Below are 12,921 nucleotides of genomic sequence, written 5' to 3'. Positions count from 1 at the left end.
GGAGGCCCGCTAGACATGGCACGGCGATACGACACCAACGACGCGACCGACCGTGCGACGGGTCTGCGCGAGGCCGCGTCCGCGGTCCGCCGGGGCGAGCTGGTGGTGCTGCCGACCGACACGGTGTACGGCATCGGCGCCGACGCGTTCTCCTCCGAGGCCGTCGCCGACCTGCTCGCGGCCAAGGGCCGGGGCCGCACCATGCCCACCCCTGTCCTCATCGGCTCCCCGAACACCCTGCACGGCCTCGTCACGGACTTCTCCGAGCTGGCCTGGGAACTCGTCGACGCGTTCTGGCCGGGCGCCCTCACCCTGGTCGCCAAGCACCAGCCGTCCCTGCAGTGGGACCTCGGCGACACCCGCGGCACCGTGGCCATCCGCATGCCCCTGCACCCCGTCGCGATCGAACTGCTCACCGAGGTCGGCCCGATGGCCGTCTCCTCCGCCAACCTCACCGGCCACCCGGCGCCGGAGGACTGCGACGCGGCGCAGGAGATGCTCGGCGACTCCGTTTCCGTCTACCTCGACGGCGGCCCGACCCCCGCCAACGTCCCGTCGTCCATCGTCGACGTCACCGGCCGGGTGCCGGTGCTGCTGCGCGAGGGCGCGATCTCCCCGGACGAGCTGCGAAAGGTCGTACCCGACCTCGAGGTGGCGAATTGACGGCCCCTGAAGCGGGGCGTGGCATAGGCATCGGGGAGCGTCTCGCGGAGGAGACGACGACGTTCGGCTTTCCGCGTGACACCTTCCGCATCCTCCACGTCAGCACCGGCAATGTGTGCCGCTCGCCCATCACCGAGCGGCTGACCCGCCATTTCGTGACGGAGCGGCTCGGCGTGCTCGGCGGCGGGCTGATCGTGGAGAGCGCCGGCACCTGGGGCCACGAGGGCGCGCCGATGGAGGCCAACGCGGAGGCCGTACTGGCCGAGTTCGGCGCGGACGCCTCCGGGTTCACCGGCCGGGAGCTGCTGGACGAGCACGTCATCAGAGCCGACCTGGTCCTCACCGCGACCCGCGACCACCGCGCCCAGGTCATCTCCATGGGCCATTCGGCGGGCCTGCGCACCTTCACCCTGAAGGAGTTCACCCGCCTGGTCCGCGCCATAGACCCGACCACGCTGCCGCCCCTGGAGGACGGCGTGGTCCTGCGCGCCCGCGCCCTGGTCCGCGCGGCGGCGGCCCTGCGCGGCTGGCTCCTCGCCCCCACCGCTGAGGCGGACGAGGTCTACGACCCGTACGGCGCGCCGATCACCTTCTTCCGGTCCATCGGCGACGAGATACGAGAGGCGCTGGATCCGGTGGTGACGGCGCTGACCGGGGTTCCGGCCCGGATGTAGGCGGCACGACGGCACGACGGCACGACGGCACGTCGGCACGACGGCACGTCGGCACGTCGACACCGGGCGCCCCGGCTGTCCCGGGCCTACATTGGGCATACGTCACCGTCGACCGCCCGGGAGCCCGCCATGTCGGTCACCCCTACCCTCAAGACCGGCGTCCTGCGGCAACAGGACCCCGAGCTGGCCGAGATCCTGCTCGGCGAACTGCACCGGCAGTCGACCTCCCTGCAGCTGATCGCCGCCGAGAACTTCACCTCGCCCGCCGTGCTGGAAGCGCTCGGCTCGCCGCTCGCCAACAAGTACGCCGAGGGCTACCCCGGCGCCCGGTACCACGGCGGCTGCGAACTCGTCGACGTGGCCGAGCGGCTCGCCGTCGACCGGGCCAAGGCACTCTTCGGCGCCCAGCACGCCAACGTCCAGGCCCACTCGGGCTCTTCGGCCGTCCTGGCCGCCTACGCGGCCCTGCTGCGCCCCGGCGACACCGTCCTCGCCCTCGGCCTGCACTACGGCGGTCACCTCACCCACGGCTCACCCGCGAACTTCTCCGGCCGCTGGTTCGACTTCGTGGGGTACGGGGTGGACGCGGAGACCGGGCTCATCGATCACGACCAGGTTCGCCACCTCGCCCTGGGCCACCGGCCGAAGGCGATCGTGTGCGGCTCCATCGCCTACCCCCGCCACTTCGACTACGCCTTCTTCCGCGAGGTCGCCGACGAGGTCGGCGCCTATCTGATCGCGGATGCCGCACATCCCATCGGGCTGGTCGCCGGGGGAGCGGCGCCGAACCCGGTGCCGTACGCCGACGTCGTGTGCGCCACCACCCACAAGGTGCTGCGCGGTCCGCGCGGCGGGATGATCCTGTGCGGGCGCGAGCTGGCCGAGCGTGTCGACCGGGCGGTGTTCCCCTTCACCCAGGGCGGCGCCCAGATGCACACGATCGCCGCGAAGGCCGTGGCGTTCGGCGAGGCGGCGACACCGGCCTTCGGCGTGTACGCCCATCAGGTGGTCGCCAATGCGCGGGTGCTGGCCGGTCGGCTGGCCGCCGAGGGCCTCGTCGTCAGCACCGGCGGCACGGACACCCATCTGATCACCGCCGACCCCGCCCCGCTCGGCGTGGACGGCCGCAGCGCCCGCGGCCGGCTCATCGCCGCCGGGATCGTCCTGGACTGCTGTGTGCTGCCGCACGGAGACGGCCGCGGCCTGCGCCTGGGCACGGCCGCGGTGACCACGCAGGGCATGGGGGAGCCGGAGATGGCCCGGATCGCCTCGCTGATCGCCGGTGTCCTGAGAGGCGACGCCGAGACGCCCGAGGTCCGGCAGGCCGTCCGGGAACTGACGGAGGCCTTCCCGCCGTATCCGGTCTGACGGGACACGGCACGGGGCGCCCGGCAGACGCCTCGCGTGCGTGTCCGCGTACGGAAACAAGCCTGTGTCCATCCCGTCGCCGGCAGCTCTGGGGCACGAGCCGGGGGTTTATTGTGTGAGCTTGAGGTCGGCTACCGGAACTCGTGGGGCATATCTGTGCGTGAATTTCTGCTGACGTTGCTCATCACGGCCGCGGTCACGTATCTGGCGACCGGACCGGTGCGGAAGTTCGCCATCATGGCCGGTGCGATGCCCGAGATCCGGGCCCGTGACGTGCACCGGGAACCTACGCCCCGGCTCGGCGGTATCGCGATGTTCTTCGGGCTGTGCGCGGGTCTGCTCGTGGCCAGCCATCTCACCAACGTCGGCGAGATCTTCAAGACCTCCAATGAACCCCGCGCGCTGCTCTCCGGCGCCGCCCTCATCTGGCTCATCGGCGTCCTGGACGACAAGTTCGAGATCGACGCGCTGATCAAGCTCGGCGGCCAGATGATCGCCGCGGGCGTCATGGTCGTACAGGGTCTGACCATTCTGTGGCTGCCGGTACCCGGCGTGGGCATCGTCGCGCTGACCTCGTGGCAGGGCACGCTGCTCACCGTCGCGATGGTCGTGATCACCATCAACGCCGTGAACTTCGTCGACGGACTCGACGGCCTGGCCGCCGGCATGGTCGCCATCGCGTCCGTGGCCTTCTTCCTGTACGCGTACCGGATCTGGTACGGCTACAACATCGAGGCCGCCGCCCCCTCGACGCTCTTCGCCGCCTGCCTGATCGGCATGTGTCTGGGTTTCCTGCCGCACAACATGCATCCCGCCCGCATCTTCATGGGCGACTCGGGCTCGATGCTGCTGGGCCTGGTGCTCGCCGCAGCCGCCGTCTCCCTCACGGGCCAGGTGGATCCGGACGCGATGCGGCTGTTCTTCCACGGCAGCGAGCGGCAGACCGTGCAGGCCACCGTTCCGGTCTTCGTCCCGCTGCTGCTGCCGCTGACGGTCATCGCGATCCCGACGGCGGACCTGGTGCTCGCGATCGTCCGGCGCACCTGGCGCGGCCAGTCCCCGTTCGCCGCCGACCGGGGCCATCTGCACCACCGCCTGCTGGAGATCGGCCACTCGCACAGCCGGGCCGTGCTGATCATGTACTTCTGGTCGGCCCTGATCGCCTTCGGCGCCCTCGCGTACTCGGTGAACTCGGCCTCGATGTGGATCGTGCTCGGCGTGGTGTTCCTCAGCGCGGTCGGCCTGGTCCTCCTGCTGCTCCCGCGCTACACGCCGCGGGTGCCGAGGTGGACACAGCGGTTCCTGCCGCCGCGGTACCGCCAGCAGCGCCGTACCAGGGCCGCGGTGGCCGTGGTGAGGGAGGCCGGCGAGCCGGAGGAGACGCAGGGGACGAAGGATCGCGCCCCCGTCGCCGCCGGATTCTCAAGCGTCAACGGGGCGACCGCCATCGGCCCTCGTTCGCGTTTCGTTGATCGCCACTGAGGCGAACAAGGTAAGAATCTGACTAGAGCATTGCCCATTCATGGGGGTGCAAAATTCCCTATACCAGACAAATGGGCGCGGTTTTAGCTCAGGCGTGCACCGTCACTCTCATGTGTGACAGCAAGCACACCGAGCAGGTAAAGACCTCATCAAATAGTTTGTGATACGGTTCACGAGAACCCGGGATGGAGCCGAAGGACCGTAGTGCGACGGTCCATTGGTGTGAGGTCTCGATCACTCAGCCCGGGACTACGCTCGTCCATGACGACACCCTGCCCCCTTGTGAAAGCGGAGTTGCCGCCATGCCGTCCAAAGACGCCCGGAACCTACTGCAGATCGCTGTACCCACAGCGATCGCAGGCGTGATCGCTGTCGCCGTGAGCGCAGCGGTCGCGGGGGGCAAGGGTGCGCTCGGCGCGGCGGTCGGCACGGTGCTGGCCATCCTGTTCATGGGAATCGGCCTGTACGTGCTGCAGTGGACGGCAAAAACGCTCCCCCAGCTCTTCCAGATGATGGGGCTGCTGCTCTACGTAGCCCAGTTGCTGCTCCTCCTGATCTTCGTCGCTGTTTTCAAGGACACCTCTCTCTTCAACGCGAAGACGTTCGCCGTGTCGCTCGTCGTCGCGACCGTCGTGTGGATGGCCGCGCAGGCTCGTGCGCACATCAAGGCCAAGATCTTCTACATCGATCCGGCCCCTGAGAAGAGCGAGAAGCCCGAGAAGACAGGGCCGCCGTCGTGAGGGGTAGGGGCGGGATAAAGGGCTGTGAGATCTCCTGCTATCGTCCGGTGCCAACTGCGGCATCGCGGGCGCGGGCACCTGAGCTGACGCCTGCTCGATCGCGAGGCTCGATGCCCCCCAGCCGCCCCCACATCCGTAACACCAGTCCGGTGCCGATCCGCGGCCGCGCGCCGCGCCGACACAACGAGGTTGCCGTACCCATGCGTCACGCCGAAGGAGCCCGCGGTGAGTGCTGACCAGACCCAGCTCGCCTTTGACTGGAGTTGTCGGGTCATGTCCGACAACGGGTGCGGATTCCCGGCCCCGGGCCTGCAGTCCTTCCTGTTCAAGCCGCTCGTGACGGTCGGGGGCTTCGAGTTCAACAAGGTGATGTTGCTCGCGCTCGTCACCACCCTGCTCATCGTCGGCTTCTTCTGGGCCGCCTTCGGCAAGGCCAAGGTCGTCCCGGGCAAGCTCCAGATGGTCGGCGAGGCCGGTTACGACTTCGTGCGCCGCGGCATCGTTTACGAGACCCTCGGCAAGCGCGAGGGCGAGAAGTACGTCCCGTTCATGGTCTCGCTGTTCTTCTTCGTCTGGATCATGAACGTCTGGTCCGTGATCCCGCTGGCGCAGTTCCCGGTGTCCTCGGTCATCGCCTTCCCGGCGGTGCTGGCCGCGATCGTCTACATCACCTGGGTCTCGCTGACCTTCAAGAAGCACGGCTTCGTCGGCTTCTTCAAGAACGTCACGGGCTACGACAAGTCGCTCGGTGGCGTGCTGCCGCTCGTCATGGTCATCGAGTTCTTCTCGAACCTGCTGGTGCGCCCGTTCACGCACGCTGTGCGACTCTTCGCCAACATGTTCGCCGGTCACCTGATGCTGGTCATGTTCACCGTGGCCTCCTGGTACCTGCTGAACAGCTGGCTGGTCGTGGGCGCCGGCGTCTCCTTCGTGATGACGATGGCCATGATCTGCTTCGAGCTCTTCGTCCAGGCCGTCCAGGCGTACGTCTTCGTGCTGCTGGCCTGCTCCTACATTCAGGGCGCTCTCGCCGAGCACCACTGAGCCGTACCACCCCCGCCAACCCCCAGACGTCCGGTGGCCAACCCCCACCGGTCCATGAAAGAGAAGGAAGAACCGGCATGTCCGCTGCTCTTGAGACCCTCGCCGCCACCGCTGGTGTCCACGGCTCCGTCGGCTCGATCGGCTACGGCCTCGCTGCGATCGGCCCCGGCATCGGCGTCGGCATCATCTTCGGTAACGGTACGCAGGCCCTGGCCCGCCAGCCCGAGGCCGCCGGTCTGATCCGCGCCAACCAGATCCTGGGCTTCGCCTTCTGTGAGGCGCTCGCCCTGATCGGCATCGTTATGCCGTTCGTGTTCGGTAAGTAATCACCCCTTACCCGACACGAATCGACGAAAGGCACTGATGTGATCGCCAACCTGGTACAGCTGGCGGCCGAGACCGAGCAGAACCCGCTCGTTCCCGAGAGCCCTGAGCTGGTCGTCGGCACCATCGCCTTCGCCATCGTGTTCTTCTTCTTCTGGAAGAAGCTGCTTCCGAACATCAACAAGGTTCTGGAGGAGCGCCGCGCGGCGATCGAAGGTGGTATCGAAGAGGCCGACGCCATGAAGGTGGAGGCCGCGAGCGTCCTTGAGCAGTACAAGGCACAGCTCGCCGAGGCCCGGCACGAGGCCGCGCGCCTGCGCCAGGAGGCGCAGGAGCAGGGTGCCGCGCTCATCGCCGAGATGCGTGCCGAGGGTCAGCGGCAGCGCGAGGAGATCGTCGCCGCCGGCCACGCGCAGATCGACGCCGACCGCAAGGTCGCCGCGTCCACGCTGCGTCAGGACGTCGGCAAGCTCGCCACCGAACTGGCCGGCAAGCTCGTCGGCGAGTCCCTTGAGGACCACGCTCGCCAGAGCCGTGTGATCGACCGCTTCCTCGACGAGCTCGAGGAGAAGGCCGAGGCGACTCGATGACGGCCATGCACGGCGCGAGCCGCGAGGCCCTGGCGGCCGCGCGTGAGCGTCTCGACGCGCTGACGGACTCCACGTCCGTGGATGCCGTGCAGCTCGCCGACGAGCTGGCGGCCGTCACCGCGCTGCTCGACCGCGAGGCCGGGCTGCGCCGGGTCCTCACCGACCCGGCGCAGCCGGGAGAGGCCAAGGCGGAGCTGGTCCAGCGTCTGATCGGCGGCCAGGTGGGCGGCCCGACCGCCGACCTGGTGTCCGGACTGGCCCGCTCCCGCTGGTCGCAGCCCCGCGACCTGGTGGACGCGCTGGAGGAGCTGGCGAACATCGCCGACCTCACGGCAGCGGAGAAGGCGGGCACGCTGGACGATGCCGAGGACGAGCTGTTCCGGTTCGGCCGGATCGTCTCCTCCAGCACCGAGCTGCGTGCCGCGCTGACCGACCGCGCCGCGAGCGCTTCGGCGAAGGCCGAGCTGCTGCGCCGACTCCTCGGCGGCCGGGCCAAGCCCGCCACCGAGCGTCTGGTCGCGCGTCTCGTCACCGCGCCGCGTGGACGTAGCCTGGAAGCGGGACTGGAGTCCCTGTCCAAGCTCGCCGCCGAGCGCCGGGACCGTCTGGTGGCGATCGTCACCTCGGCGGTGCCGCTGAGCGACCGGCAGAAGCAGCGCCTGGGCGATGCCCTGGCGAAGCTCTACGGCCGCCGGATGCACCTCAACCTGGACGTGGATCCCGACGTGATCGGCGGGATCCGGGTGCAGGTCGGCGACGAGGTCATCAACGGCTCCCTCGCGGACCGGCTGGACGACGCCGCCCGCCGCATGGCGAGCTAGCAGCAACTCAAGAAGCAGTACGTACCTACGGCCCTGGTTGGGCCGTGCAGAGGATTCACCTCTTTATGGGGGGAGTCCCCATCCCCCCAAGTGAAACTTCGGGCCCAACAAGGAGAGCAGGGAACCCAGATGGCGGAGCTCACGATCCGGCCGGAGGAGATCCGGGACGCGCTGGAGAACTTCGTCCAGTCGTACAAGCCGGACGCGGCCTCGCGCGAGGAGGTCGGTACGGTCACCCTTGCCGGCGACGGCATCGCGAAGGTCGAGGGCCTGCCCTCGGCCATGGCCAACGAACTGCTGAAGTTCGAGGACGGCACCCTCGGCCTCGCCCTCAACCTCGAGGAGCGCGAGATCGGTGCCATCGTCCTCGGTGAGTTCAGCGGCATCGAGGAGGGGCAGCCGGTCACCCGTACCGGTGAGGTCCTCTCCGTCGCGGTCGGCGAGGGCTACCTCGGCCGTGTCGTCGACCCGCTCGGCAACCCGATCGACGGCCTCGGCGAGATCGAGACGTCCGGCCGCCGTGCGCTTGAGCTGCAGGCACCCACGGTCATGCAGCGCAAGTCGGTGCACGAGCCGATGGAGACGGGCTACAAGGCCGTCGACGCGATGACCCCGATCGGCCGTGGTCAGCGTCAGCTGATCATCGGTGACCGCCAGACCGGCAAGACCGCCCTGGCCGTCGACACGATCATCAACCAGCGCGACAACTGGCGCACCGGCGATCCGAAGAAGCAGGTCCGCTGCATCTACGTCGCCATCGGCCAGAAGGGCTCCACCATCGCCGGCGTGCGCCGCGCGCTGGAGGAGAACGGCGCCCTGGAGTACACGACCATCGTCGCCGCCCCGGCGTCCGACCCGGCCGGCTTCAAGTACCTTGCGCCGTACACCGGTTCGGCCATCGGTCAGCAGTGGATGTACGAGGGCAAGCACGTCCTCATCATCTTCGACGACCTGTCGAAGCAGGCCGACGCCTACCGCGCCGTGTCGCTGCTGCTGCGCCGCCCGCCGGGCCGTGAGGCCTACCCGGGTGACGTCTTCTACCTGCACTCCCGGCTGCTGGAGCGCTGCGCCAAGCTCTCCGACGACATGGGCGCCGGCTCGATGACCGGTCTGCCGATCGTCGAGACCAAGGCCAACGACGTCTCGGCGTTCATCCCGACCAACGTCATCTCCATCACCGACGGCCAGTGCTTCCTGGAGTCGGACCTGTTCAACGCCGGTCAGCGCCCCGCGCTGAACGTCGGTATCTCCGTCTCCCGAGTCGGTGGCAGCGCCCAGCACAAGGCGATGCGCCAGGTCTCCGGCCGCCTCCGTGTGGACCTCGCCCAGTTCCGTGAGCTGGAGGCGTTCGCCGCCTTCGGTTCCGACCTGGACGCGGCCTCGAAGGCGCAGTTGGAGCGCGGTTCGCGCATGGTCGAGCTGCTGAAGCAGGACCAGTACCAGCCGATGGCCACCGAGGACCAGGTCGTCTCCGTCTGGGCCGGCACCAACGGCCGTATGGACGACGTCCCGGTCGCCGACATCCGCCGCTTCGAGAAGGAACTGATCGACTTCCTGCACCGGAAGCACCAGGGCCTGATGACCTCCATCAAGGAGGGCGCCAAGATGTCGAGCGACACGATCCAGGCGGTCGACGACGCCGTGGCCGAGTTCAAGAAGCAGTTCGAGACCTCGGACGGCAAGCTGCTCGGCGAGGACGTTCCTGCCGCTGCCGCCAAGTGACGTAAGGAAGGGACCTGACTCATGGGAGCTCAGCTCCGGGTCTACAAGCGTCGCATCCGATCCGTCAGCGCGACCAAGAAGATCACCAAGGCGATGGAGATGATCGCCGCCTCGCGCGTCGTCAAGGCGCAGCGCAAGGTGGCGGCCTCCACGCCGTACGCGACCGAGCTGACGCGCGCGGTCACGGCGGTCGGCACCGGCTCGAACACCAAGCACCCGCTCACCACGGAGGCGGAGAACCCGGCCCGTGCCGCGGTCCTGCTCCTCACGAGCGACCGCGGTCTGGCCGGCGCCTTCAACTCCAACGCCATCAAGACGGCCGAGCAGCTGACCGAGCGCCTGGAGCGCGAGGGCAAGCAGGTCGACACGTATGTCGTCGGCCGCCGCGGTGTCGCCCACTACAACTTCCGCGAGCGCAAGATCGCGGAGTCGTTCACGGGCTTCACGGACGAGCCGACGTACGCGGACGCCAAGAAGGTCGCGGCGCCGCTGATCGAGGCCATCGAGAAGGAGACGGCCGAGGGTGGTGTGGACGAACTCCACATCGTCTTCACCGAGTTCGTCTCGATGATGACGCAGACGGCGCTCGACGCCCGGCTGCTGCCGCTGCGCCTCGAAGAGGTCGCGCAGGAGGCCGCCCCCCAGGGCGAGATCCTCCCGCTGTACGACTTCGAGCCCTCGGCGGAGGACGTCCTCGACGCCCTGCTGCCGCGCTACGTGGAGAGCCGTATCTACAACGCGCTGCTCCAGTCGGCCGCCTCGAAGCACGCCGCCACGCGGCGCGCGATGAAGTCGGCCACCGACAACGCGGGCGAGCTGATCAACACGCTCTCCCGTCTTGCCAACGCGGCCCGCCAGGCCGAAATCACCCAGGAAATCAGCGAGATCGTCGGTGGCGCCAGCGCCCTGGCCGACGCGACCGCGGGGAGTGACCGATAATGACCACCACTGTTGAGACCGCGACGGCTACGGGCCGCGTCGCCCGGGTCATCGGCCCGGTCGTCGACGTGGAGTTCCCCGTCGACGCGATGCCGGACATCTACAACGCCCTGCACGTCGAGGTCGCCGACCCGGCGAACGCGGGCGAGAAGAAGACGCTGACCCTGGAGGTCGCCCAGCACCTGGGTGACGGCCTGGTCCGCACCATCTCCATGCAGCCGACCGACGGTCTGGTCCGCCAGGCCCCGGTCACCGACACGGGCGCGGCCATCTCCGTCCCCGTCGGCGACTTCACCAAGGGCAAGGTGTTCAACACCCTCGGTGAGGTGCTGAACGTCGACGAGTCCTACGACGGCGAGCGCTGGCCGATCCACCGCAAGGCCCCGAACTTCGACGAGCTCGAGTCCAAGACCGAGATGTTCGAGACGGGCGTCAAGGTCATCGACCTGCTCACCCCGTACGTCAAGGGCGGCAAGATCGGCCTGTTCGGCGGTGCCGGCGTCGGCAAGACGGTGCTCATCCAGGAGATGATCTACCGTGTCGCCAACAACCACGACGGTGTCTCCGTGTTCGCCGGTGTCGGTGAGCGCACCCGTGAGGGCAACGACCTGATCGAGGAGATGTCGGACTCCGGCGTCATCGACAAGACCGCGCTGGTCTTCGGCCAGATGGACGAGCCCCCGGGCACCCGTCTGCGCGTGGCCCTCGCGGGTCTGACCATGGCGGAGTACTTCCGCGATGTGCAGAAGCAGGACGTGCTGTTCTTCATCGACAACATCTTCCGCTTCACGCAGGCCGGTTCCGAGGTGTCGACCCTGCTCGGCCGTATGCCCTCCGCGGTGGGCTACCAGCCGAACCTGGCCGACGAGATGGGTCTCCTCCAGGAGCGCATCACCTCGACCCGTGGTCACTCGATCACCTCGATGCAGGCGATCTACGTCCCCGCGGACGACCTGACCGACCCGGCTCCGGCCACCACCTTCGCCCACCTCGACGCGACGACGGTGCTGTCCCGTCCGATCTCCGAGAAGGGCATCTACCCGGCCGTGGACCCGCTGGACTCCACGTCCCGGATCCTGGACCCGCGCTACATCTCCGCGGACCACTACAACGCCGCCATGCGCGTGAAGACGGTCCTGCAGAAGTACAAGGACCTCCAGGACATCATCGCGATCCTCGGTATCGACGAGCTCGGCGAGGAGGACAAGCTCGTCGTCCACCGTGCCCGTCGCGTGGAGCGCTTCCTGTCCCAGAACACCCACGTCGCCAAGCAGTTCACCGGCGTCGACGGGTCGGACGTGCCGCTGGACGAGTCGATCACCGCGTTCAACGCAATCATCGACGGTGAGTACGACCACTTCCCGGAGCAGGCGTTCTTCATGTGCGGTGGCCTGGAGGACCTCAAGGCCAACGCCAAGGAGCTGGGCGTCTCCTGAACTCCCTGAGTTCGTGAGAGGGGCGCGGGCCCATCCCTTCCGGGGTGCGTCCAGCCCCTCTCTCCACGCCTACTAGAATTGACCCCAACACCCGGCAGAACCGCCGGGTGGTGACCCGAGGAGCCACCCTTGGCTGCTGAGCTGCACGTCGAGCTGGTCGCCGCGGACCGCCAGGTCTGGTCCGGCGAGGCCACCCTGGTCGTCGCGCGCACCACGTCCGGCGACATCGGCGTCATGCCCGGTCACCAGCCGCTGCTCGGTGTGCTGGAGTCGGGCCCGGTGACCATCCGTACGAGTGAAGGTGGAACGGTCGTCGCCGCGGTGCACGGCGGTTTCATCTCGTTCGCGGACAACAAGCTGTCTCTGCTGGCCGAGATCGCCGAGCTGTCGGACGAGATCGATGTCCAGCGCACGGAGCGGGAGCTGGAGCGCGCGAAGGCGGAGGGCGACGCCGCCGCCGAGCGCCGCGCAGACGTCCGCCTGCGTGCGGCGGCGGCTCGCTGAGTCCAGCGAGCGGTATGACGTCACTCAGCCGCGGCCGGCCCGGAGCAATCCGGTGCCGGTCGCGGCTGAGGCAGATGTGGGTGTTTTTCCGGTTTCATTACTCAGTGACAGTCACAGTTCCAGTACCTAGCAGACGAGGAGGTCGGTGCCGATGGTCCTCGCTCTGACTGTGTCCGGGATCGTGGTCGCGCTCGTGGTCGTGGGACTGTTCCTGTTCGGGCTGCGCCGCAGACTCATCCAGCGCTCCGGCGGCACCTTCGACTGTTCCCTGCGCTGGGACGTGGCCGAGAAACCGGACGCCAACGGCAAGGGCTGGAGCTATGGCGTCGCCCGCTACAACGGCGACCGCATCGAGTGGTACCGGGTCTTCTCCTACGCCCCCCGCCCCCGCCGCACCCTGGAGCGCGCGCAGATCGAGGTGGCCGGCCGCCGGCTGCCCGAGGGCGAGGAGGAACTGGCGCTGCTCTCCGACGCCGTGGTCCTCGCCTGTACGCATCGGGGCACCCGCCTCGAACTCGCCATGAGCGAAGACGCGCTGACCGGATTCCTCGCGTGGCTGGAGGCAGCCCCGCCCGGACAGCGCGTCAACGTCGCTTAAGGGCTCACTTACCGGT

General features: G+C 68.5%; 14 protein-coding genes. All 14 read left to right on the top strand.

What is annotated here, in order from left to right:
- Positions 1-15: 15 nt before the first annotated feature.
- The 14 genes from AB5L52_RS14430 (at position 16) to AB5L52_RS14365 (ending at position 12,905) form a co-directional block, all read left to right on the top strand.
- The gene (locus tag AB5L52_RS14430) at positions 16-663 is read left to right on the top strand and encodes an L-threonylcarbamoyladenylate synthase (RefSeq protein ID WP_351023690.1); all 648 of its coding nucleotides are present in this window, start codon (positions 16-18) and stop codon (positions 661-663) included.
- The gene (locus AB5L52_RS14425; RefSeq protein ID WP_351023689.1) at positions 660-1,337 is read left to right on the top strand and encodes a protein-tyrosine-phosphatase; all 678 of its coding nucleotides are present in this window, start codon (positions 660-662) and stop codon (positions 1,335-1,337) included. The genes AB5L52_RS14430 and AB5L52_RS14425 overlap by 4 nt, the downstream gene beginning before the upstream one ends.
- Before the next feature lie 129 nt (positions 1,338-1,466).
- A complete protein-coding gene (glyA, locus tag AB5L52_RS14420; RefSeq protein WP_369364350.1) occupies positions 1,467-2,705 on the top strand; it encodes a serine hydroxymethyltransferase in 1,239 nt (412 codons plus the stop codon).
- 156 nt (positions 2,706-2,861) lie between these two features.
- Positions 2,862-4,187, top strand: coding sequence for an MraY family glycosyltransferase (locus AB5L52_RS14415; protein ID WP_351573510.1), 1,326 nt, complete (start codon positions 2,862-2,864; stop codon positions 4,185-4,187).
- Between the two features lie 302 nt (positions 4,188-4,489).
- Positions 4,490-4,927 carry a hypothetical protein gene (locus tag AB5L52_RS14410; RefSeq protein WP_369364348.1) on the top strand — a complete coding sequence of 146 codons (438 nt, stop codon included), beginning with the start codon at positions 4,490-4,492 and terminating at the stop codon, positions 4,925-4,927.
- A 273-nt stretch (positions 4,928-5,200) separates the two neighbouring features.
- Positions 5,201-5,971, top strand: coding sequence for a F0F1 ATP synthase subunit A (gene atpB / locus AB5L52_RS14405; RefSeq protein WP_369364346.1), 771 nt, complete (start codon positions 5,201-5,203; stop codon positions 5,969-5,971).
- 77 nt (positions 5,972-6,048) lie between these two features.
- A complete protein-coding gene (gene atpE, locus AB5L52_RS14400; protein ID WP_023546735.1) occupies positions 6,049-6,297 on the top strand; it encodes an ATP synthase F0 subunit C in 249 nt (82 codons plus the stop codon).
- A 39-nt stretch (positions 6,298-6,336) separates the two neighbouring features.
- Positions 6,337-6,885, top strand: coding sequence for a F0F1 ATP synthase subunit B (locus tag AB5L52_RS14395; RefSeq protein ID WP_369364344.1), 549 nt, complete (start codon positions 6,337-6,339; stop codon positions 6,883-6,885).
- Between the two features lie 5 nt (positions 6,886-6,890).
- On the top strand, positions 6,891-7,706 hold the full coding sequence (locus tag AB5L52_RS14390; protein WP_369368873.1) for a F0F1 ATP synthase subunit delta: 816 nt from the start codon (positions 6,891-6,893) through the stop codon (positions 7,704-7,706).
- 129 nt (positions 7,707-7,835) lie between these two features.
- Complete coding sequence (atpA, locus tag AB5L52_RS14385) at positions 7,836-9,428, top strand: F0F1 ATP synthase subunit alpha (protein ID WP_351029297.1); 1,593 nt, start codon at positions 7,836-7,838, stop codon at positions 9,426-9,428.
- A gap of 21 nt (positions 9,429-9,449) precedes the next feature.
- Entirely contained in the window at positions 9,450-10,367 is a 918-nt protein-coding gene (locus AB5L52_RS14380; RefSeq protein ID WP_351029299.1) for a F0F1 ATP synthase subunit gamma, read from the top strand.
- On the top strand, positions 10,367-11,803 hold the full coding sequence (gene atpD, locus AB5L52_RS14375) for a F0F1 ATP synthase subunit beta (protein WP_351029301.1): 1,437 nt from the start codon (positions 10,367-10,369) through the stop codon (positions 11,801-11,803). Before AB5L52_RS14380 ends, atpD begins: the two co-directional genes overlap by 1 nt.
- 129 nt (positions 11,804-11,932) lie before the next feature.
- Positions 11,933-12,307, top strand: coding sequence for a F0F1 ATP synthase subunit epsilon (locus tag AB5L52_RS14370; RefSeq protein WP_023546729.1), 375 nt, complete (start codon positions 11,933-11,935; stop codon positions 12,305-12,307).
- Between the two features lie 151 nt (positions 12,308-12,458).
- Positions 12,459-12,905: a DUF2550 domain-containing protein gene (locus tag AB5L52_RS14365; RefSeq protein WP_351029303.1), complete on the top strand. Its 447-nt coding sequence runs from the start codon at positions 12,459-12,461 to the stop codon at positions 12,903-12,905.
- The last annotated feature ends 16 nt before the right edge of the window (positions 12,906-12,921 follow it).

The organism is Streptomyces sp. CG4 (assembly GCF_041080655.1).
Taxonomy (GTDB): domain Bacteria; phylum Actinomycetota; class Actinomycetes; order Streptomycetales; family Streptomycetaceae; genus Streptomyces.
The sequence above is the reverse complement of the archived record's forward strand: the minus strand, read 5'-3'. Positions and strand labels throughout refer to the sequence as shown.